Annotated in this window: 22 protein-coding genes and 1 pseudogene; 6 read left to right on the forward strand and 17 right to left on the reverse strand. The window is 58.6% G+C overall.

Going from position 1 to position 20347, the window contains the following annotated elements:
• The 5 genes and pseudogenes from ACN0X0_RS17725 to ACN0X0_RS17745 form a co-directional block, all read left to right on the forward strand.
• A pseudogene (locus ACN0X0_RS17725) lies at positions 1-220 on the forward strand (3D-(3,5/4)-trihydroxycyclohexane-1,2-dione acylhydrolase (decyclizing)); the annotation flags it as partial.
• Between the two features lie 10 nt (positions 221-230).
• A complete protein-coding gene (gene iolE / locus ACN0X0_RS17730; RefSeq protein ID WP_417280247.1) occupies positions 231-1136 on the forward strand; it encodes a myo-inosose-2 dehydratase in 906 nt (301 codons plus the stop codon).
• A gap of 76 nt (positions 1137-1212) precedes the next feature.
• A complete protein-coding gene (locus tag ACN0X0_RS17735) occupies positions 1213-1413 on the forward strand; it encodes a DUF3329 domain-containing protein (RefSeq protein WP_417280248.1) in 201 nt (66 codons plus the stop codon).
• A gap of 2 nt (positions 1414-1415) precedes the next feature.
• Positions 1416-2210 carry a 5-deoxy-glucuronate isomerase gene (gene iolB, locus ACN0X0_RS17740; protein ID WP_417280249.1) on the forward strand — a complete coding sequence of 265 codons (795 nt, stop codon included), beginning with the start codon at positions 1416-1418 and terminating at the stop codon, positions 2208-2210.
• Positions 2207-2503: an SDR family NAD(P)-dependent oxidoreductase gene (locus ACN0X0_RS17745; protein ID WP_417280250.1), complete on the forward strand. Its 297-nt coding sequence runs from the start codon at positions 2207-2209 to the stop codon at positions 2501-2503. Before iolB ends, ACN0X0_RS17745 begins: the two co-directional genes overlap by 4 nt.
• 121 nt (positions 2504-2624) lie before the next feature.
• Here the strand turns inward: ACN0X0_RS17745 and ACN0X0_RS17750 are convergent, their stop codons facing one another.
• From ACN0X0_RS17750 to ACN0X0_RS17800, 11 genes are all read right to left on the reverse strand, one after another.
• Positions 2625-4082, reverse strand: coding sequence for an NAD-dependent succinate-semialdehyde dehydrogenase (locus ACN0X0_RS17750; RefSeq protein WP_417280251.1), 1458 nt, complete (start codon positions 4080-4082; stop codon positions 2625-2627).
• Between the two features lie 24 nt (positions 4083-4106).
• A complete protein-coding gene (locus ACN0X0_RS17755; protein WP_417280252.1) occupies positions 4107-4706 on the reverse strand; it encodes a glutathione S-transferase family protein in 600 nt (199 codons plus the stop codon).
• Positions 4703-5995, reverse strand: coding sequence for a TRAP transporter large permease (locus ACN0X0_RS17760; RefSeq protein WP_417280253.1), 1293 nt, complete (start codon positions 5993-5995; stop codon positions 4703-4705). The genes ACN0X0_RS17755 and ACN0X0_RS17760 overlap by 4 nt, the downstream gene beginning before the upstream one ends.
• Positions 5992-6531: a TRAP transporter small permease gene (locus ACN0X0_RS17765; RefSeq protein ID WP_417280254.1), complete on the reverse strand. Its 540-nt coding sequence runs from the start codon at positions 6529-6531 to the stop codon at positions 5992-5994. Before ACN0X0_RS17765 ends, ACN0X0_RS17760 begins: the two co-directional genes overlap by 4 nt.
• Positions 6532-6665: 134 nt before the next feature.
• On the reverse strand, positions 6666-7664 hold the full coding sequence (gene dctP / locus ACN0X0_RS17770) for a TRAP transporter substrate-binding protein DctP (protein ID WP_417280255.1): 999 nt from the start codon (positions 7662-7664) through the stop codon (positions 6666-6668).
• Positions 7665-8037: 373 nt separating this feature from the next.
• Positions 8038-8718, reverse strand: coding sequence for a GntR family transcriptional regulator (locus tag ACN0X0_RS17775; RefSeq protein WP_417280256.1), 681 nt, complete (start codon positions 8716-8718; stop codon positions 8038-8040).
• 26 nt (positions 8719-8744) lie between these two features.
• Positions 8745-9212: a VOC family protein gene (locus ACN0X0_RS17780; RefSeq protein ID WP_417280257.1), complete on the reverse strand. Its 468-nt coding sequence runs from the start codon at positions 9210-9212 to the stop codon at positions 8745-8747.
• Positions 9199-10314 (reverse strand): mandelate racemase/muconate lactonizing enzyme family protein, encoded by a 1116-nt coding sequence (locus tag ACN0X0_RS17785; protein ID WP_417280258.1) that lies wholly within the window; start codon positions 10312-10314, stop codon positions 9199-9201. The genes ACN0X0_RS17780 and ACN0X0_RS17785 overlap by 14 nt, the downstream gene beginning before the upstream one ends.
• The gene (locus ACN0X0_RS17790) at positions 10311-11105 is read right to left on the reverse strand and encodes a glucose 1-dehydrogenase (protein ID WP_417280259.1); all 795 of its coding nucleotides are present in this window, start codon (positions 11103-11105) and stop codon (positions 10311-10313) included. Before ACN0X0_RS17790 ends, ACN0X0_RS17785 begins: the two co-directional genes overlap by 4 nt.
• Position 11106: 1 nt before the next feature.
• The gene (locus ACN0X0_RS17795) at positions 11107-12177 is read right to left on the reverse strand and encodes a glycerol dehydrogenase (RefSeq protein ID WP_417280260.1); all 1071 of its coding nucleotides are present in this window, start codon (positions 12175-12177) and stop codon (positions 11107-11109) included.
• A gap of 39 nt (positions 12178-12216) precedes the next feature.
• Entirely contained in the window at positions 12217-13029 is an 813-nt protein-coding gene (locus ACN0X0_RS17800) for a shikimate dehydrogenase family protein (protein ID WP_417280261.1), read from the reverse strand.
• Positions 13030-13153: 124 nt separating this feature from the next.
• Here ACN0X0_RS17800 and ACN0X0_RS17805 point away from each other — a divergent pair, with 124 nt between their 5' ends.
• A complete protein-coding gene (locus ACN0X0_RS17805; protein WP_417280262.1) occupies positions 13154-14185 on the forward strand; it encodes an L-idonate 5-dehydrogenase in 1032 nt (343 codons plus the stop codon).
• Between the two features lie 151 nt (positions 14186-14336).
• On the opposite strand, the gene ACN0X0_RS17810 is transcribed toward ACN0X0_RS17805, so the two are convergent.
• The 6 genes from ACN0X0_RS17810 to ACN0X0_RS17835 form a co-directional block, all read right to left on the reverse strand.
• Positions 14337-15317, reverse strand: coding sequence for a transketolase family protein (locus ACN0X0_RS17810; RefSeq protein ID WP_417280263.1), 981 nt, complete (start codon positions 15315-15317; stop codon positions 14337-14339).
• On the reverse strand, positions 15314-16186 hold the full coding sequence (locus ACN0X0_RS17815) for a transketolase (RefSeq protein WP_417280264.1): 873 nt from the start codon (positions 16184-16186) through the stop codon (positions 15314-15316). The genes ACN0X0_RS17810 and ACN0X0_RS17815 overlap by 4 nt, the downstream gene beginning before the upstream one ends.
• 749 nt (positions 16187-16935) lie before the next feature.
• Entirely contained in the window at positions 16936-17820 is an 885-nt protein-coding gene (gene purU / locus ACN0X0_RS17820) for a formyltetrahydrofolate deformylase (protein WP_417280265.1), read from the reverse strand.
• 77 nt (positions 17821-17897) lie between these two features.
• Positions 17898-18815, reverse strand: coding sequence for a bifunctional methylenetetrahydrofolate dehydrogenase/methenyltetrahydrofolate cyclohydrolase FolD (gene folD, locus ACN0X0_RS17825; protein ID WP_417280266.1), 918 nt, complete (start codon positions 18813-18815; stop codon positions 17898-17900).
• Entirely contained in the window at positions 18812-19996 is a 1185-nt protein-coding gene (locus ACN0X0_RS17830; protein WP_417280267.1) for an NAD(P)/FAD-dependent oxidoreductase, read from the reverse strand. Before ACN0X0_RS17830 ends, folD begins: the two co-directional genes overlap by 4 nt.
• A complete protein-coding gene (locus tag ACN0X0_RS17835) occupies positions 19996-20307 on the reverse strand; it encodes a MocE family 2Fe-2S type ferredoxin (protein WP_417280268.1) in 312 nt (103 codons plus the stop codon). Before ACN0X0_RS17835 ends, ACN0X0_RS17830 begins: the two co-directional genes overlap by 1 nt.
• Positions 20308-20347 lie beyond the last annotated feature (40 nt).

A 20347-nucleotide genomic window follows, 5' to 3' on the forward strand; every position in this document is an offset into this window, starting at 1 on the left:
GGAAACCGAATTGGCCGCCGCCCGCGAGCGCAACATCCCCACGGTGATCGTGATCGACACAATCGCCAAGGACTTCCCCGGCACCGGCCTCGAAACCACGGCAGGCGAACACGGCTACTTCTGGGACGTCGCCGTCCCAGAAATCTCGGAGCGCCAGAAACAACGCGACTACTATGTCAAATACCTCGAGCACGTGGCAAAAGCCCGGCTCGTAAACTGAGGAAAGATACATGATTCAGTTCGGCACCAATCCCATCGCCTGGGCCAATGACGACGACCAATCCATCGGCGCGGATATTCCGACAGAGCGCATCCTTGAAGAGGCGGGGCATCTGATCGGTTTTGACGGCATCGAAAACGGCCACCGTTGGCCACAGGACGACCCGGAGGCGCTGCGCGCGCTGCTGGCGGACTATGGCCTCAAGTTTATTTCCGGCTGGTATTCGACCGAGCTTCTGACCCGCTCCGTCGCCGACGAGATCGCGGCGGTTCAGGGTCATCTCGCCAAGCTCAAACACAATGGTTGCAAGGTCTGCATCGTCTGCGAATGCTCGAACACGGTCCACGGCAACCCGGATGTGGCTGTCAACGACCGTCCGAAGCTTTCGGATGCCGAGATGAAAGAATTCGGTGCGAAGATGGAAGAATTCGCGGCCTATCTGGCCGGCGAGGGTATCAGGCTCGCCTATCACCACCACATGGGCACGGTCGTAGAAAGCCCCGAGGAAATCGATGCCTTCATGGCGGCCACGGGTCCAGCGACGCACCTGTTGTTCGACGCGGGTCACTGTACGTTTGGTGGGGGCGATCCCGAGACGGTTCTATGCAAACACGTTGCCCGCGTGGCCCATTTCCACGCGAAGAACATCCGTCCCGACGTGACCGCCAGAGTGCGTGCCGAGAACATGTCGTTTCTGGGCGGTGTGCTCGAAGGGGCTTTTACCGTGCCAGGCGATCAGGATGGGGCCGTGGATTTCCTGCCGCTTCTGAAAACCCTTGCCGAAAACGGCTATGACGGCTGGATCGTGATCGAGGCCGAACAGGACCCGCATCTGCGCAATCCGCTGTTGTACCAGACACTTGGCCTTCATACCCTCAAACGGATTGCCCGTGAGGTCGGGCTGATTTCCGCTTGATCCGACAGGATCGGGCGTGGCTGTCACTGATAATTCCGCCACCGCCACACCCCTTGTTACCACTCTGGAGAGCCCTATGTTCAATTTCGACGATCCCTTCTACCGCCCGCTCTGGCTGCGCATCCTCATCGCGGGGATCTGCATCGGCTGGGGGATCTTCGAATTCGTCACGGGCACTCCCGGCTTCGCTATTCTATTTCTTGCGATCGGCGGATACGCCGCCTACCGCTTTTTCATTACGTTCGATCCGGACGCGTCCAACCCATCGGAGGACTGACCATGCCCGACCTTTTGAAACGCCCCTTCGGCACCCACGGCAAGGTGCATCAAATCACGTCCGAAAGCGCCGGTTGGCGCTATGTCGGCTTCGATCTGATCCGCTTGCGCGCAGGGGAAACATGGATGGAGGCGACCGGTGAGAACGAAGTCATTCTCGTGATAGTCGAGGGCAAGGCCAAAATCACCGCAGCGGGCAAGGATTGGGGCGAATTGGGTGACCGCATGGACGTGTTCGAGAAAACGCCCCCCCATTGCCTCTATATCCCGAACGACAGCGACTGGTCCTTGGAAACCACGACCGATGCGACGATTGCCGTCTGCAAAGCGCCCGGCAAGTCCGGTCACGCGGCGCGCAAGATCGGGCCCGACGGGATCGAGCTGACCCAACGCGGCGAAGGCGCAAATACGCGCTATATCAACAATATCGCCATGGAAAACGAGGATTACTGTGACAGTTTGCTCGTCACCGAAGTCTTCACCCCAGCAGGCAACTGGTCTTCCTACCCGTGTCACCGCCACGATGAAGACGATTTCCCGCGTGTGACCTATCTCGAAGAGACCTATTATCACCGCCTCAACCCTGCCAACGGTTTCGGCATACAGCGGGTCTATACAGATGATCTGCAACTCAATGAGACCATGGCCGTGCATGACGGCGATGTGGTCTGTGTGCCGCGCGGCCACCACCCCTGCGGCGCGCCATACGGCTTTGAGATGTATTACTTGAACGTCATGGCGGGTCCGCTGCGCAAATGGCGCTTTGTTCCGGCGCCCGAAGTCGAGCATATGATGTGAACACAGCGCCCAACGAAGGAAGCCGCCTGACCAGCCCGAAGTATGCCAACCACCCCAGTCTCGACGGGGCGCCGGTTGTCGTGATCGGAGGGGCCTCCGGGATTGGGGTGCAAATCGTGCGTGGGTTGCGCGAGCAGGGTGTTAAGGTCAGCTTTCTCGACCGATACGATGCCCGCGGCGCCGCCCTCGCGGAGGCCACGGGTGCCAAATTCGAATCCTATAATCTCACCGACACCGCCGCCCTCAAGACCGCTATCTCCCGGATCAAGGAAAAACAAGGCCGCACGCGATAATCGCCGCGACTGGCGCAAGATTGATGACGCCTATTGGGACCAGTGCATGGAGACCAATCTGTGCCACATATTTTCGCCATACAGGCCGCCGCACCCGATATGCACGCGCAGCCGAAATGCGTCATATCGATAGGCAGACGTATTTCAATTCAAGAAACTCGTCGAGCCCGTATTTCGAGCCTTCGCGTCCCAAACCAGAGCGTTTAATTCCGCCGAATGGCGCTTCTGCCGTCGAGATCAGGCCGGTGTTCACCCCGATCATTCCCGCCTCGAGGCTTTCCATCACCCGCCAGACCCGGCTCATGTTGCCGGCGTAGAAGTAGGCAGCGAGACCGAATTCACTGTCGTTCGCCATAGCCACACCCTGCTCTTCGGTGTCGAACCGAACAAGCGCCGCAAGGGGGCCAAAGGTTTCTTCCTCGAGAACGATCATCCCTGCCGAGACATCCGAAATCACGGTTGGCTGGAAATAGGTCCCACCGAAGGCATGTCGCTCTCCACCTGTCATCAGCGTCGCACCTTTGTTGAGTGCATCGATCACATGCTCTTCGACTTTTTCCACCGCGCTTGCCTCGATCATTGGGCCGATATCGACGTGCTCATCTCGCCCATCCCCGACAGTCATCATAGCAACTCGATCGGTCAGCTTTCGGGCAAAAGCATCGTAGACGCTACCCTGAACGAAAATACGGTTGGCACAGACGCAGGTCTGGCCACCATTGCGGAACTTCGCAATCATCGCACCTTCTACCGCCGCGTCAAGATCGGCATCGTCGAACACCAGAAACGGTGCATTGCCGCCAAGCTCCAGGCCGAGTTTCTTGATGTCATGAGCCGATTGCTCCATCAGAATCTCGCCGACACGTGTCGAGCCTGTGAAGGTGATCTTCCGCACCTTCGGATTGGTGCAAAATGCCTTGCCAACTCCGGCACTATCTGTCGAAGGCACCACATTGAAGACGCCCTCAGGAATGCCTGCGCGGTGAGCGAGTTCCGCCATAGCGAGCGCTGAAAGCGGGGTCTGAGTGGCGGGACGGGCCACAAAGGTACACCCTGCGGCCAGTGCCGGAGCGACTTTGCGCGCAATCATCGCATTGGGGAAATTCCACGGCGTGATGGAGGCCACGACACCGATCGGTTGCTTGAGGACCAGGAGTCGCTTGTCAGGCTGATGACCGGGTATCGTATCCCCATAGATGCGGCGGGCTTCCTCCGCGAACCAATAGAGAAACGACGCACCATAGGAGATTTCGCCTTTGGCCTCGGCGAGAGGTTTACCCATTTCCGACGTCAGGATAAGGCCCAAATCGTCTTGCGCCGCCATCATGAGATCCGCCCACGCCCGGATCAGCTCGGAGCGTTCCTTGGCGGTCCGCCTTACCCAGTCAGTCTGGGCTTTCTCAGCTGCGTCAATGGCACGGTTGACGTCCTCGACGCCCAGATTTGCCACTCTGGCGATGAGCGATCCGGTCGCAGGATCGGTGACATCGAAACGATTGTTCTGCGCTTCCCAATGGCCGTCAATATAAGCATCCTCCCGCAAAAGGGCGGGGTCGGAGAGATTTAATGTCAGTGACATGTCAGTTCCTTGAAGCGGGAGAGTTTAGGCGGGTGCGCTCTCGATGAATGATGTTCGGCCAAAAAGCGTTTCGGCGTAGATGGCAAGGGCAGGATGGCGCGAGCGCCAGTCAAGATCGGGATAGCGGAAATCGAGATAGCCAAGTGCGCAGCCGGTCGCGACATCGCCTATATCAAAACCGGACACGGTCCCCGTCTCCTGCGCCATGACCCCTAATGCCTGATGGATCTTGGCCATTTGCCCCTCTATCCAGTCGGCCCAGCGAAGCGCCTCAGGTCGCAACGTGGTTTCGTAGCGCAACAAAAGTGCCGCATCGAGAAGTCCATCGGCCAGGGCTTCGCGCCGCAAGGCCTGCCAGCCAGCGGCGCCCGTCGGATAAAGCGGGGTGCCGTTACCAAGGTAACGGCAAATTACCGGGCTGTCGTAGAGCACATCACCCGAGGCCAGGATCAATGCGGGAACCTTGCCAAGAGGGTTTATCTTTTCAAGATCGGGATTGGTTGCAATTGGACTTGCCGTCGTATCTTTACGATCGAGCATGATACCAGCCTCCGCAGCCACGATTACGGCTTTGCGCACAAAAGGTGACGGCAAGGCATAGATAAGCGTTAAAGCGTCTGTCACAGGAAGGTCTCCGGTAGGAAAAGTGCAATCTGCGGAATGAGGCTGAGTGCCAAGAGCGCAAGGATCAATGCGACGAAAAAGGGCCATGCCTGTTTCACGTAGTCCTCGATCCGCACCTTCGCGATAGAGATCGTGATGAACATCATCGTACCGACCGGAGGCGTGAAGCCCGCGATGGTCAGGTTGACCGCCATGACAATCCCGAAATGCACCGGATCGATGCCAAGCTGGGTTGCGACCGGCAGCAACAGCGGCGTCATCAGAATGATGGCAGAACCGCCTTCGAAAAAGAATCCGATGAACAGCAGCAACAGATTGACGACGAGCAACAGCACGACGGGATTGCTGATCGAACCCATCAGGAACTCAGAAAAAGCTGCTGGAATTCCTTCCCACGTCAAGTAAGTGGCAAAGGCATTGGCTGCACAGATGATGAACATCACGCCTGCTGTGGCAAGCACGGACTCTTCGACGATCCTGCCCAGGTCTGACCATTTCAGCTCTCGGTAAACAACTGCGCCAACAAAAAGCGCGTATACCACGGCCACCGCACCAGCTTCTGTCGGAGTGAACATGCCGAACCGAAGCCCCATGATGATGCCGAAAGGCAAGAACAAAGCCCAGATGCTGCGCAAGAGGTGTCCGCCAACTTCGCTCATTGTGGCGCGGTTTTCGCGCGATGGTGCGTAGCCCTTGCGACGTGCCACAATAGCGACAGTAACCATCAGGACGACACAGAGCATCAGCCCCGGCAGGAAGCCGGCGAGGAACATCTTGGCGACCGAGACATCCGCCACCAGCGCGTAGAGAATAAGGATGATGCCCGGCGGTATGATCGGCGTGATACAGGCGGAGGCGGCGGTCACGACGGTCGAGAAGGCGCGGTCATAGCCGAGGCGCTCCATTTCCGGTACGATCATCTTGGTCTGCATTGCTGCATCTGCGTTGGCAGAACCCGAAAGCCCGCCCATCATCGCAGATAGCGCCACATTGACCTGCGCCATGCCGCCGCGCATATGCCCGAACATCATTTCGGCCAATCCCATCAACCGCTTGGTGATGCCCGCGTAGTTGAAGACCACGCCTGCACAGGTGAAGAACGGGATCGCGAGATAGGGAAAGCTCTCCATCGAGGCGACCATCGTCTGGATCATCGTTTCTTTCGGCATAAAGGTGTTGACGAAGGCGAAATAAAACGCGGTTGAGCTGAGCAAGGAGATGGCGATCGGCACCCGCAGGGCGAACATGGTGAACAGCAAAATGACGGGAGAGAAGGAGAGGAAAGTCACAGGGCGGTTTCCTTGTAGAGTTCCGCATCATGCGAGGCGTCATGGCCATAGGGGCCGGGGTGACGCAGCCCGTCGATGAAATGCAGGGCGGAGTAAAAAGCCATCAACGCAAAGGCCAGAAACGGCGCGAGATTGACCCAGAAATAGGGGATTTCAAGCACCGGCGTCTTGCGGATCCAACCACCCGAGGCCAAGACCCAGGACAGCCAGCAGAACCAGAGGTTTGCCCCGATCAGGCTGAAGTTGACGATGATCGACAGAACGCGCTGCACACCGTCCGGCAAAATGGCGAAGAACACATCGACAGCGATCAGCGCTTTGACGCGGTAAAGCCAAGCCACAGCCGCGAAAGTCGACCAGGTGAACCCCAGATAGGCGAGCTCTTCGGCAGACAGTACACTGGTTGAAAACAGGTAACGCAGGAAAACATTGAGCACGATGACGCTCAACATGAGGACGAAGGCGATCCCTGCAACGATCAGTTCAGCCTTCCCGACCACAATTTTGAGGAGTGGTGTTTTGGTGGTGCCGGGCATGCGGGTTTCTTTCTAAGCGTGTGGCAAGCAATTGGGCAAAGGTCGCCAAAGCGAGAGGCGGGCATCTGCGGGCTTGCAAAAGGCAAGTGCCGCCGCACGGAAAACACGCGCGCGACGGCATCAGGGAGTATCGCTTAAGCGATGATTTCCAGCATCTTTTCATACATGCCCGGCGTCCACTCAGGGAACTGGTCGGGCGTTTGTGCAGCCGCTTCGATAAAGCTGGATTTATCGACCTCATTGAACACGATTCCGGCCTCTTCGAGAATGCCGCGATATTCGGTTTCAAGACCTTCGATCATCGGCTGGCGCACATCGGTATAGCCACGTCCGACTGTGTCTAGCGCTTTCTTACCCTGTTCAGGAAGGCCCTCATAGACCTTTTGGGACATGATGATAGAGGTGGTTGCGACGAGGTGACCAGTCAGTGAAATATACGGCAGTGTTTCGTAGAGTTTGGCGGAGTAGAGAATGGAGAGCGGGCTTTCGGCCCCCTCCGCGACACCTTGGCTGAGCGCAGTGTAGACTTCGGACCAAGCCGTGTTGGTGATGTCACCACCGAGTACACGTCCTACCTCATTCCACATTTTGGTCGGGGCATTGCGGATTTTCAGGCCCGCTGTATCGGCGCGCATGTGAACCTGACGATTGGACAGCAAATGTCGCGTGCCGAAGTAGGTCATCGTCAGTACACGTAGACCTTTCTGGTGGAGTTGCTCTTCCCAACCTGCAACGAAATCGGAGTGCCATGCCTTACGGATATCTTCCGGTTGTTTCAGCATATATGGGGCCATGAACACTGCGAAGTCCGGCACGTAATTGTAAAGGTGGCTCGGATCACTGTCCTGCAACACCGGCGCGCCGCGCGACACGGCCTCAATCATATCAACCGTCTTGCCCAGCGTCTCGGTCGGGTAGACTTCAATCTTGAGCGTACCGTCGGACGCTTCTTCGATCCGTTTGCCGAAATCCTCCCACATTGGAAACATCGGATCCTGATTGCCGATCACCATGTTCATGCGAAGCAGGGTGGGCGACTGTGCGTGCAGAATGCTCGGAGCCGCCAGCCCCGAGGCCGCCGCCGCGCCGCCGAGTGCAAAAGTCTTCAGAAACTGTTTGCGTGTCAGTGTCATCAATAGTCCTCCCAATGCGCATTGCTACGCACCAATGTTCCAGACGTTGAGCGAGCCACACTCGTCTGATTATCCGTTGCCAGACGCCTTTGTCTGACGAATGCTCTCCGGATCCTCCTAATAATATATGATGCATGATGTTTTATTTTGGTCAAGCTTTTTCAGCAAGATTGTTATCTCTTTGCAAATAAACACCTGCATACGTGAGGCTAGCCGTACAATCAGATCAACTCAGTTGAGTGCTAAGGTGAAAATGTCAGTGAAAAGAGTTTCTCAAAAACATGCGCCGCGGCCCCATTTGTGAGGCGTTACAGAATCAGAAAATGTCACAAGAGCGCCGGCCAAGCCTAAGGAAGGCCTGATCAAAAGCGCCTTATTCTACTGACACTCTGGCGGCCATTTCGTCGCCAAGATCTCTTATCAAATCTTCGGCCCAGGCAATGTCATCCTGCATCGCGCGACGCGAACGTTCACGATCTCCGGCCGCTAGAGCGTCGAGCAATTCGTGATGTTTGTGTTCGTCGCTGGAGATCTCGCGTTTTGGCATCCGCTGATGGAAGGTCAGCAAGAAAGGGCCGATGAGGGTCCACATCGTCTCGCACACGCCCTCGAGGATGGACATATCCGCCAGTTGCAGAACCTTGAAATGGAAATCACGATTGAGGATGCTGGCCTCATTGGGATCTCGCGCGGCGGCGGCGATGAATGCTGCATGGATCGCACGCAACTCATCGAGTTTCTTTTCCGTCACATTGCCCGCAGCCTCATAGGCGGCCCGTCCCTCGAGTTCGACCCGGATTGCCTGAATTTCCAGAAGCTGTTTGGTATCAAACCGAGGTACCTGCACCGATGTGGCCGCTCGCATTTCCAGCGCGCGCTCACTGACCAGTCGAAAGATCGCTTCGCGCACAGGGGTGATCGAGGTGCCATATTCTTCGGCCAGCCCAGCGATGGTAAGGCGATGACCCGGCTCATATTGCCCATTCATCAATGCCAGACGCAGGCTTTCATAAAGCTGCGTCGACAGGCTTTGACGAACGATCTTCTTGGTCATCTGATTTCTCCTCGCCTCTTTGTTTTTCAGCCTTTGGAGTGTTCCACGATTTCGATCAAAACACCATGCGGATCCTTCATATAGAGCCCGCGCAGTCCTTTGGCGATACCCTCATCAATGGCGACCATTTGCCCCTGTTCTGCGCCGCCTCCGGCCAAAATACGGGCGCGGAGCGCGTCTACATCGGCGGTGCGCAGACAGATATGCGCCACATTGCCTTGCGATGCGCGGGACGTTGCGGGGGTGTCCTCGGGCGTCTCGAAGGCGATGAATTCGATGTGGCTGCCGTGTCCGTAAAGATGGACAAGCCGCACCTGCGCGCCGGGGACGCCCATGAAATGGCTGATCCACTCCTTGCGACGCTCGCCGATGGGCTGCGCCTCGAACCCCATGACATCTTCCCAAAACCGCACAGAGGCCTCGATGTCGGGGGTGATAAAGCCGGTATGATCAAAGGTCATCTCGGGCAGGGCGGGGGCATTAGATAGGCTCATGGGTTAATATCTCCTTACGAGTCACGAACGCGGCCAGCGCGTCCCAGTCCAGTTCAGTTCCCGCCCCCGGTACATCAGGGGCGCAGGCATCGCCATCGCGGATGGTGAGCGGGTATTTCAAAAAATTGTCGATTGGATCGGCGCCCAGCTCGGGCAGGATAGCTTCGATCCGAGTCACGACGTCATCGGCATAGCCGAAATGTTGATGCAACGTTGCAAAGACATGCGGGATCACGGTTTTGTTCCGGTCGCGGGCCATCTTAAGCCCCTCGCGGACATAGCCAATGCCACCCGACGCCGCCGCATCCAGCCGTAAAATATCCGCCCCTTCGCACATATCGCGCAGGGCGGCGAGGTCGATGGCGTCCTCCCCCAGACAGAGGGGCGTGGATAGGTCCGCGCGCAGCTCTGCCGCGATCCGCCAATCCGTGGGGGCCACCGGATCTTCGAGGAAAAGCGCGCCGGTCTCGTCGGCCAATCTGGCCCAGGGCGCGGCCTCTGTCGCAGATTTCCACGACCAATGGGCATCAAGTCCGAACCGCACGCCCTCGGGCAATGCGGCGGCGAGCGCTTTGACGACTTTGGTGTCAAAGTCGAGATTGCCGCCGTCGATCATCAATTTGATGGTTCGAAACCCACGATCCGCCAGCGCCGCACCTTCACGGGCGGCCACCTCAGGCGTCATGCCGTAGCCGATGACCGGCATCAACGCGACGCGATCCTTCACGGTTCCGAGCTTTGCATGAAGCGGTTCGCCTGCGCTATGGCACAGGGCATCCCAAAGCGCGATGTCACAAAGCGACACGCCTCGCACCATTGTGGCGCGTGGGGCAGGAGTCGGGCCAAGCGCGCTCAAACGCAGCGCGTCCAGTGCAGACACAGACTGGCCAACATAGCGCCGGGCGGCTTCTGTCGCCACCTCATAGAGCGGCATCCCGCGATCATAGCCGTAAGCATAGCCTTCAGAGCCGTCATCGAGCGTAAGTCGCAGCGCCACATAGGCGCGTTCGCGGATTTCAGCGGCGCCCAAGCGGACAGGCCGCTCTAGGGGAATGACAAAACGCCCAATCTCGGCTGTGGTTATAAGTCCGGGGGTGCTCAACTCGACGCTCCAAGGTTCTGGGTTTCCACCAAAAGCGAATTGCTGGTCATGCCGCCGTCGACCATCAACAATTGCCCGGTGACAAAACTGGCCGCGTCCGAGGCCAGAAACACAGCTGTGCCGGTCAGTTCTTCGGGTTCGGCCCATCGCGCCATCGGCGTGCGGTCGATGACGGTTTTCTCGAACGGCGTCCCCAACACATGACGGTTCATCTCGGTCAGAATATAGCCCGGCCCGATGGCGTTGACGGTGATGTTATGCGGACCAAGCTCGGCGGCGAGGCCTCGGGTGAGCCCGAGCACGCCGTGTTTGGCCGCGACATAGGAAATCACACCGGGCCGCGACGAGATCGACATAACGGAACCGGTGTTGATGATCCGTCCGCGGCCTTGTGCCTTCATCGGCCGTGCGCAGGCCCGCGCCATGGCGTAGACCGCGTTCAGATTGATGTCGATGACGCGGGTGAACTCGGGCATCGCGTGCTCTTCGATGGGCGCACGGATCAGAATGCCCGCGTTGTTCATCAGAATGTCGAGCCGCCCGGCCTCCGCAACGATGGCATCGACCTGCGCGTCGAGACCTTCGAAGTCCGTGACATCGAAGACGGCGGGGCGGGCGGTGCCGCCTTCCGCCGCGATCTCGGCGCAGGCCGTCTTCGCCACCGCTTCGGACAGGTCGTTGATGTAGACGGTGGCGCCCGCCGCCGCGAGCGCCTTGGCAAAGGCAAGCCCAATGCCGCGCCCTGCGCCGGTCACAAGCGCGACCTGACCCTCAAGCGAAAAGCTGGTCATCTTACGCGGCCTCGATGCGGGAGATCGCCTGGGCGATGTCATCGGAGGTGATTTCGCGGTTGAATTTCTTCATATGCGCGGCGGCCGCCGACAGATCGGCGATGGTCGCAACGGTCGAGTTCGAGGTCTGATCCGCCCCCAGATCGGCCAGTTTGAGCGGCAGTTTCGCGGCCCGGAAGAAGCCACGCATATCCTCCATAAAGGCGGCGTCGCGGTTCTCCAACTCGAGCTGAACGAGGAGGCCATAAGCTACCTGATGCCCGTGCAGCGCTTGCGCCACGCCCGGCACGGCAGAAAGCCCGCGCGTCATGCCATGGCTCACCGACAGCCCCCCGCTTTCAAACGCCAGCCCGCTCATCAAGACGGCAGCCTCGACGAGTGCTTCGAATGCCGCGTTGGGTTCGCCTTTCGCGTGGGCCTCATAGGCGCCTTCGAGGTTCTCGCGCACCGTGTCATAGCACGCCCGCGCCAGCGCCAGAGCGGTCAGCGGAGAGGTTGCGCCAAAGACGTTCTTGCCGCCCGCGCCGATGCACTGCTCGACTTCGAAAACCTTGACCAGCGCATCGCCGACCCCGGCGGACAAAAGTTCGATCGGGGCTTTGATGATGATGTCGGTGTCCACCAACACAAGTTCAGGGTTGCCCTTGTTTTCCTCGACGCCCACCAATTTGTGGTCGGCATCATAGATCACCGCGATATGGCTTGTCGGGCTGTCGTTCGAGGCAATGGTGGGGACGGAGACAAAGGCCGCGCCCGTGTCCCGAGCCACGATTTTGCCAGTGTCGATAGTCTTGCCGCCGCCCGCGCTGATGACCATGTCGGGCCGATCTTCGCCGATTTCGGCCACAAGACGGTTGATCTCGTCATAAGTGATCTCGCCACCAAAGGGCAGTTTGCGCAGGCACACACCGGCGGCTTCGGCGCTTTGCGCGATGGTGTCGGCGCTCAGCTCCATTACGCGGCTGTCGGCAATCAGCACGGCGGTTTTTCCGATGGTGGCCAATTCCTGCCCGATGCTGGCAAGCACGCCTGCACCCTGAACATAGCGCCGCGGCGCTCCGAATACGATCATGTCTCTACTCCTTCTAACTTGTTGTGCCTGATGTTGGCCTTACTTCGATGCGCCGAGCACAAAATCTATGAATGGGTCGATCTGGCCGACGATCATCGCTTTGCCGGGCACAACCTTTGCGCCACGCGCCTGTGCGGCCTCCAGAAGCGGGGTGATTTCGGGTACCATCACCACTTCGGCGACGGTCATCTCCGGGGTGAGGGTCGAGATATCAAAGGGCAGGGCGTCGCCGTCATGCATGCCCAGTGAGGTCGCGTTGATCACCAGATCAAATCCGGTCGCCTCGGGCGTCTCGGCGATGCCGAAGGTGGCTGTTTTTCCCGTCTCGAGGGCAAGTTTCGCAAGGCGCTCTATCATTGCGTCTGCGCGCGCGCGGGTGCGGTTGTGGACCTCGATCCGAGCGATCCCGGCCTCGACAAGTGCCGCTGCAATCGCCAAAGCCACACCGCCCGCTCCCGCAATCAGGGCGGATTGCCCGTCGATGGGAACGTCGGCTTGCCTGAGCCCGCCGACAAAGCCCTCGCCATCGAGAATGCGCCCAACGAGCGTGCCATCCGGCTCGCGACGGATCACATTGGCCACAGAGAGCGTTTTGGCGACACCTTCAAGCCGGTCACAAAGCGCTGCGCTGGTTTCCTTGTGCGGCACTGTGACGATGGCGCCGGCCACCGAGTCTGAATGGCGCAGCGTGGCCATCGTGTCCGCAAGATTGTCCGGCGCGACCTGCCACGGCACCAAAACCGCGTTCAGCCCCCTCTCATGACAGCGCGGGTTAAAGCGCTGCGGGGTTTGCAGATGCGCGGACGGATAGGCCAAATGCACAAGAACGGCCGTTGTCCCGTCGATTGTCATAAATTCCTCCCACCAAAGACCGTTTGCTCTGGCTTCTTGTGTTTAATCATGCATGATATTTGATATACGTCAAGAGCTCACTTCTGACTCAAGACCGTAAAGCCAAGACCATAGGGAGGATACCATGTCGAAAGCTTTGATCCTGGAGGAACCGCGCGTGTTGCGTGTGGAATCGCGCGAGGTGCCTGAGCCGGGGCGGGGAGAGATTCGTGTGCGCATTGCCCATGGCGGCATTTGCGGATCGGATCTGCATTATTTCCTGCATGGCGGTTTTGGCAAAGTTCGGATGCAAAGCCAGATGGTGCTGGGTCATGAGATCTGCGGCATCGTGGAGGCGGTGGGCGAGGGTGTCGATCCCGCCCGCGTCGGACAGAAGGTTGCGGTGAACCCCTCGCTGCCCTGCGGTGTCTGCGATGAGTGCCGCGCCGGGGCGGAGCGGTTTTGTACGGATATGCGCTTTATGGGCAGCGCGATGCGCAATCCGCCCATCGAAGGCGGCTTTCGCGATCACGTCATTTGCACAGAGGCACAGGGCGTGCCGTTCGAAGGCGCGGCGCTGGAAGAGGCGGCTTTGGCGGAACCTCTGGCGGTCTGTTTGCATGCGGTGGCGCAAGCTGGCGATCTCACCGGAAACCGCGTGCTGATCACCGGCTTCGGTCCCATCGGGGCGCTCTGTCTTTTGGCGGCGCGCCATGCCGGGGCGGCGGAGATCGTGGTGACGGATGTGGCGGATGTGCCGCTTGAACTGGCGCGCAAACTTGGAGCGGATAAGGCCATCAATACAATGCAACCCGGTGCGCTTGATGCGGAAACAGAAGGGCGTGGGCAGATCGACGTGAGCCTCGAATGTTCTGCGCATCCCGCCGCCATCGCCGATGTGATTGCCGCGACAAAACCGCGTGGCACGGTTGTGCAAGTGGGGATGCTTGGGTCGGAAACGACCGCGCCGCTGACCCATGTGGTGACCAAAGAGTTAGGCTATCGCGGCACGTTCCGCTTTGACGTGGAATTCGCGCAGGCCGTCGCGCTGATCGCCAGCCGGGCCATTGATGTGCGCCCTCTGATCAGCGGGCATTACACCTTAGAGGAGGCAGATGCCGCCTTTGAGGTAGCTCAGGATCGGTCACGTTCCATGAAGGTGCTTTTCGATCTCTGAGACAGTTCGCCTCAGCATCAGATAAAAAATAAGCCCCGCATTTGCGGGGTTTATTTTGTTTTGGGTAAAGTGACGGCGGCCTTGTGGCTCAAGGCCACCGCCGTCGACCGGATGACATAAGAAGATCCGGATCCGGCCGAATTCTCGGATGTCACAAAAGCAACTTGGCGACCTCTTCGATGCCCGGCCCGTCCAGTTTGTAATGTTGGTAAAGCCGTTTCGGCGGTGAGATCAGCGCGTATTCATCCATGATGCCGTGACGCTTGAGCTTGGCTTTGCCGGGGTTTTCGGCCAGCACCTCCGCCACCGCAGAGCCCAGACCGCCGAGGATGTTGTGCTCTTCCACGGTCAGGATCACCTTAGAGCGACCGGCGGCGTCGAGCACGGCGGCCTCATCCAAAGGCTTGATCGTATGCATGTCGATCAGCCCGGCTGAATGCCCCGCCGCGTTCAGCGCATCGACGGCCTGTTTCGCGCCAAAAACGGCCATGCCGCAGGCGATGATGGTGATATCGTCGCCGATGCCATGCACTTTGGCTTTGCCTAGCTCAAAGGTCTCGTCCGCGTCATAGACCACCGGGTCATGGCCGCGCCCGATGCGGAAATAGATCGGTTCGGGGTAGGTCGCGGAATGCCGCAGAAGCTGACGGAATTGCGCACCGTCTGAGGGCGACACCACGGTTAGGTCCGCAATCGCGCGCATGGTCGAAATATCTTCGGTCGCGTGGTGCGAGGTGCCGTAGAACCCCATGGAAATCCCGGTGTGATGGCCGATCATGCGCACCGGCTGGGCGCAATAGGCCACGTCCATGCGGATTTGTTCGCAGGTCAACAGTCCGATGAAGGAGGCAAAGGTGGCAACATAGGGGATCATCCCGGTTGCCGCGATCCCGGCGGCGGCGGACACCATGTTTTGCTCGGAAATGCCGAATTGCACGAAACGGTCGGGATAGGCGTCATGAAAGGCCACCAGCCCGTTCGAATGCTGCAGATCGGCGGTTCCGGCGGCGACAGGATGCCCCTCTTGCGCCAGTTCGATCAATGTGTCGGCCAAAACGGAGAGGCTCGGCGCGCGGGTGTTGAGGTCGCGGTACTGCCAGCTTTCGGGAGTCAGGTTGGGTTTGACGTTCATTGTGCATCTCCGCAGGAGGTGATCCGGGTGTTGAGGATGGTCTGACGGGCGCGCTCGCTGTCTTCGGGCGAGAGATAGCCGAGGTGCCAGCCGGGCTCCGTCTCCATGTAGTCGATGCCGCGGCCTTTGACGGTTTTGGCGACGATGCAGCAGGGTTTCTCGCGGGTCTTGTCTGCTTTTACCTTGCGCAGCAATTCGGTAAGCGCGACGATGTCGTGCCCGTCGACTTCGTGGACTTCCCAGCCGAATGCGGACCATTTTTCGGCCAGCGGTTCGATGGCCATAATATCGTCGACCTTGCCATCAAGCTGATAGCCATTGCGGTCGATGATCGCGATCACGTTGGACAGTTTGTGCGAGGCAGCGGCAATGGCTGCTTCCCAAACCTGACCTTCTTGCATTTCGCCATCGCCGAGCATCACGAAGACGTCGAAATCAAGGTCCTTCATCCGACCGCCAAGCGCCATGCCGACGCCGTTGGACAAAGCATGTCCGATGGAACCGGAGCTGAAATCGACGCCCGGCACCTTGCGCATGTCCGGGTGATCGCCAAGCGGGCTGCCCAAACGGGTATAGCTGTCGAGCCATTCCGTCGGGAAATAGCCTTTGTCGGCGAGAATAGGGAAGAGCCCCACGGCGGCGTGGCCCTTGCCCATAAGGAACCGATCGCGCGAGGGCCAGCTCGGATCGTCTGAAATGTTCATCACGTCATAATAGAGTGACGAAAAAATCTCCGCGCAGGAAAAGACGGAGGAATAATGCCCCACTTTTGCGATTTCAATCAGCCGAATGGTTTCAAGCCGGACGAATTGTGCGCGCTCCTCAAGTCGCTCAATCTCATCGGTTGTCAGATCGGTATTTCCCGACACGGGCGGTCCTCCTCAACGTGAATCAGCGCCGCCGATCGGCACTGTTTGGCCGACAATAGTCGATCAAGAGAATACACGTCAAGCATCATGCATGATATATGATGTATATTTGCTCGATATGACGGAAGCGGCCAACCTGGCCCTCGAAACTTGGAGTTTTCGGATTGTTTGCTCTAAGCCTAGCTGTCGATAAGCAGTTTAAGATGCGGATCTGATCGCCATTTTTCTTGCAATTGAGCGGACTTGATCGCTGGACGCACTTATGCTCGCAGGCGAATGAAAGCCCGGGCGTTGCCGGCGCCATGCTCTGTTTCTACCCTGCTCGGACCATTTGTCTGCGTGAGAACCGGCACGGCTTGGCGGCTGATCGCTTTCATGTTCGATCTTCGGCAGCGGTGAGCAGAGCTTATCTCAAGACCCAACAGTTTCGCACCGCATGGTCGACTGTGACCCAGCGCTCCAACATGATATCTTCAAGAACACGAAAGGACTTCGCTTAGCGCGTATCGGAAAACTAGACGCCCAGATATGCGACAGAAAGTTGGCGATCCCATCCGGGAAATCCCCTTGCGGTTTTGATACGCACTATCCCAGCAGTCATAGATCGCCCGCTGCGCACTTGACGATCAGTCCTTGCACATGGAGTGGGGCATTTGATGTGATGGAAAGACTTTATTTTGCCTGAAAGACACGCCGTCAATTCAGCTATGAACCCCCGACCGTCAAAGACGATCAGGGTCATTCCGTTCTCACCCCATCCGCTCTGAGGAATAGCTCCCCGGGCTGGCCTGGACGACGACCGTCTTGTTGCCGTTGAGGAACACGCGGTGGTGGGCGTGGGCGTGGATCGCGCGGGCCAGGACCTGGCTTTCGACGTCGCGCCCCAGCGCCACGAAATCCTCGGCGCTCTGGGCGTGGGTGATGCGCACCACGTCCTGTTCGATGATCGGACCCTCGTCGAGGTCCGCGGTGACATAATGCGAGGTCGCGCCAATCAGTTTCACACCGCGCGCATAGGCCTGTTTATAGGGGTTCGCCCCCTTGAACGAGGGCAGGAACGAGTGGTGGATGTTGATGATCCGCCCCGACATTTTCTGGCACATCTGGTCCGAGAGGATCTGCATGTACCGGGCCAGAACGATCAGCTCGGCATCGGCATCTTCGACCACTTTCATGATCGCGGCCTCCGCCTCGGGCTTGTTGTCCTTGGTCACGCGGATGCAGTGGAACGGAATGTCGTTGTTCACCACAACCTTTTGATAATCCATGTGATTGGAGATCACAGCCACGATTTCCACCGGCAGCGCACCGATCTTGACGCGGTAAAGAAGGTCGTTGAGGCAATGGCCGAAACGGCTCACCATGATCACCACCTTCATCTTGACGCTCTCGTCATGAAAGGCGCTCATCATGGCGAAATCCTTGGCGATCGGCACAAAATCCGCCTCGAGCGCCTCGAGCCCGACACCCTTCTCTGACTCGAAACTCACGCGCATAAAGAAATTGTCCGTCTCTATGTCGTCGAACTGGGAACTGTCGGTGATGTTGCAGCCGTGATCGGACAGAAAGCCGGCAATCGCGGCGACGATCCCGCGCGAGGTGTCGCAAGCGACGGTGAGGCAGAATTTGGTCATATGAAGATACTCCTTGGACGGCCGCCTCCCCCTGATCGGCGCCCGAATGATGTTGGTTAGGGTGGTTTATTCTTGAATCAAGCCGTCAGCCCCTCGGGCTCGGCCAAGCCATTCGCACGACAACAGGCGGTGACCGTGTTGGCCAGAAGGCAGGCGATGGTCATCGGGCCGACACCGCCCGGCACAGGGGTGATCGCGCCCGCCACCTCGGCGCAGCTGTCGAAATGGCAATCGCCCACGAGCCGCATCTTGACACTGCCGTCCTCTTTCGTACCCTTCTCGGGCGCGTCGATGCGATTGATGCCCACGTCGATCACCGTCGCGCCGGGTTTGATCCAGTCCCCGGGCACCATCTCGGGGCGCCCCACGGCGGCCACCACGATGTCCGCACGCTTGACCACGTCTGCAAGATTCTTGGTCCGCGAATGCGTGATCGTCACCGTGCAGCTGTTGCCCAAAAGGAGCTGGGCCATGGGTTTCCCGACGATATTCGAGCGCCCGATCACAACCGCGTCGAGGCCCGAAACCGAACCGTGATGGTCGCGCAGCATCATCAGACAGCCGAGCGGCGTGCAGGGCACCATGGCCTTTTGGCCCGTGCCCAGAAGCCCGACGTTGGAAATGTGAAACCCGTCGACGTCCTTTTCGGGCGCGATGGAATTGATCACCAGATCCTCGTCGAGATGGTCCGGAAGCGGAAGCTGGACGAGGATGCCATGCACCGATTTGTCGGCATTGAGCGCCTCGATCAGCGCCAGAAGATCGGCCTCGGAGGTCTCGGCAGGAAGCTTGTGCTCAAAGGACGTCATGCCGACCTCGACGGTCATCTTGCCCTTGGAACGCACGTAAACCTGGCTCGCGGGGTCCTCGCCGACGAGCACGACCGCAAGACCCGGCGTGATCGCATGTTCCTCCTTGAGCCGCGCCACATGGGCCGCAACCTTCTCGCGGACTGTGGCCGCGAAGGCCTTTCCATCAATGATCTGTGCAGTCATGTGCCAACCTTTTTCAGCGAAACTTCAGGGGCGGCGAGATCAACAGCCGCAGGCTTTGCTTTCGCCCGGATCAGCCGTTCAGACAATTTGAAGTCCTTTGAAATTGACGTTCCTCTGCCAAGACCGCTGACAGCAACAAGCTGGCCTGCCTGGTTGAGTTCGAAAACGAGTTGTCCCTTGCCTCCCAAGTCGCGAAGGACTTTTTGATTTGACGCTTCCGTATGACCGCTGACTTGAAGGCACATATCATATTGATCAGACCAGAAATAAGGCAACAACGGCTCTTTCGGCATCTGATCAAGCATCGCGAGAACTGCATATTCGGCCTGTTCACGGGCTACACGCCAGCTTTCATAGCGGCGTAAGCCGCCGCTCTCGCAAACAGCGCAACAATCTCCGGCGGCGTAGACGTCTGGAGCATTGGTGCGAAATCTTTTATCCACCACGATGCCATTTTCACAGATTAGGCCGGATCTTTCGGCGAGGTCTGTGCGCGGACAGGACCCGATCCCGACGGCGACCAGATTGGCATTGATGCGGGTTCCGTCTTTCAATTGAAGGTGTTTCTCAACGGGGGTGATGGTTGTGTTCGTCAGTATGCGGACTCCTTCATTGACGTGCCGTTCATGCAGTTTCAGAGCAAGGTCTTCGGGCACAGCGCGTCCGAGAATGCGCGGGCCGATTTCGACAACCGTTACCTCCGCACCAAACAGTCGCGCCGTGCAAGCCAGTTCGAGCCCGATAAAACCGGCACCAAGGATTACAAGGTGCTTTTCCTTCTCGAGATGCGGGAGGATTCTGGCGGCATCCGTGTCCCGTCGGAGGTAACATGCATCGGGGAATAGCGGGTGCCGACGGGCCTCAGCCCCCGTTGTCAGGAGCAATTTTTCGTATCCGTGCACGCCAGAGTCGCAGGACACCGTTTTCTTGTCGGTGTCGATGCCGTGAATACACTGCCCACGGAGCAGGTTGATCCGGGCATCCGCATAGGCCTCTTCTGCGGCGATGAGTTTTGCCGTGCCTTCGACTGCAGATTTGGAGAGAGGGGGACGCTCGTACGGAAGTGCTTCCTCCTCCGAAAACAGCGTGACAGAGCCATCAAATCCGTTCTCACGCAGGGCAAAAGCAGCCCTGACACCGGCCTCACCAGCACCGACAATGATGATATCGCTGTGGTCCATCAGGGCAGGTCCACAAAGACGGACTCGCCCTCAAGCTTGACCGGATAAGTGCCCAGATTTTTGCACACAGGCGCGCGCATCGCCTCGCCGGTGCGGTAGTCGAACTGGCCGTTGTGTTTCGGGCATTCGATGACGTGATCCATCACCAACCCGTCGGCGAGATGCACATCCTCGTGGGTGCAAAGACCGTCAGTGCAGAAAAATTCGTCGTCGGGGCTACGGTAGATCGCGTAGGTGCGCCCCCCATGGTCGAACCGGATGAGATCTTCTTCTTCGATGTCGTCTTTGACGCAGGCTGCAATCCAGGGCATGCGATGTCCTTTCTGAGAATAAGGTGGAATGGGACGTGGT

This window comes from Celeribacter sp., assembly GCF_048270365.1.
Classification (GTDB): Bacteria; Pseudomonadota; Alphaproteobacteria; order Rhodobacterales; family Rhodobacteraceae; genus Celeribacter.

Bases quoted from the DNA above. Each gene is read 5' to 3' on its own strand.
- iolE (WP_417280247.1), top strand. From the start codon at position 231: ATGATTCAGTTCGGCACCAATCCCATCGCCTGGGCCAATGACGACGAC.
- ACN0X0_RS17735 (WP_417280248.1), top strand. From the start codon at position 1,213: ATGTTCAATTTCGACGATCCCTTCTACCGCCCGCTCTGGCTGCGCATC.
- iolB (WP_417280249.1), top strand. From the start codon at position 1,416: ATGCCCGACCTTTTGAAACGCCCCTTCGGCACCCACGGCAAGGTGCAT.
- ACN0X0_RS17750 (WP_417280251.1), bottom strand. From the start codon at position 4,082: ATGTCACTGACATTAAATCTCTCCGACCCCGCCCTTTTGCGGGAGGAT.
- ACN0X0_RS17765 (WP_417280254.1), bottom strand. From the start codon at position 6,531: ATGCCCGGCACCACCAAAACACCACTCCTCAAAATTGTGGTCGGGAAG.
- dctP (WP_417280255.1), bottom strand. From the start codon at position 7,664: ATGACACTGACACGCAAACAGTTTCTGAAGACTTTTGCACTCGGCGGC.
- ACN0X0_RS17775 (WP_417280256.1), bottom strand. From the start codon at position 8,718: ATGACCAAGAAGATCGTTCGTCAAAGCCTGTCGACGCAGCTTTATGAA.
- ACN0X0_RS17780 (WP_417280257.1), bottom strand. From the start codon at position 9,212: ATGAGCCTATCTAATGCCCCCGCCCTGCCCGAGATGACCTTTGATCAT.
- ACN0X0_RS17790 (WP_417280259.1), bottom strand. From the start codon at position 11,105: ATGACCAGCTTTTCGCTTGAGGGTCAGGTCGCGCTTGTGACCGGCGCA.
- ACN0X0_RS17795 (WP_417280260.1), bottom strand. From the start codon at position 12,177: ATGATCGTATTCGGAGCGCCGCGGCGCTATGTTCAGGGTGCAGGCGTG.
- ACN0X0_RS17800 (WP_417280261.1), bottom strand. From the start codon at position 13,029: ATGACAATCGACGGGACAACGGCCGTTCTTGTGCATTTGGCCTATCCG.
- ACN0X0_RS17805 (WP_417280262.1), top strand. From the start codon at position 13,154: ATGTCGAAAGCTTTGATCCTGGAGGAACCGCGCGTGTTGCGTGTGGAA.
- ACN0X0_RS17810 (WP_417280263.1), bottom strand. From the start codon at position 15,317: ATGAACGTCAAACCCAACCTGACTCCCGAAAGCTGGCAGTACCGCGAC.
- purU (WP_417280265.1), bottom strand. From the start codon at position 17,820: ATGACCAAATTCTGCCTCACCGTCGCTTGCGACACCTCGCGCGGGATC.
- folD (WP_417280266.1), bottom strand. From the start codon at position 18,815: ATGACTGCACAGATCATTGATGGAAAGGCCTTCGCGGCCACAGTCCGC.
- ACN0X0_RS17830 (WP_417280267.1), bottom strand. From the start codon at position 19,996: ATGGACCACAGCGATATCATCATTGTCGGTGCTGGTGAGGCCGGTGTC.
- ACN0X0_RS17835 (WP_417280268.1), bottom strand. From the start codon at position 20,307: ATGCCCTGGATTGCAGCCTGCGTCAAAGACGACATCGAAGAAGAAGAT.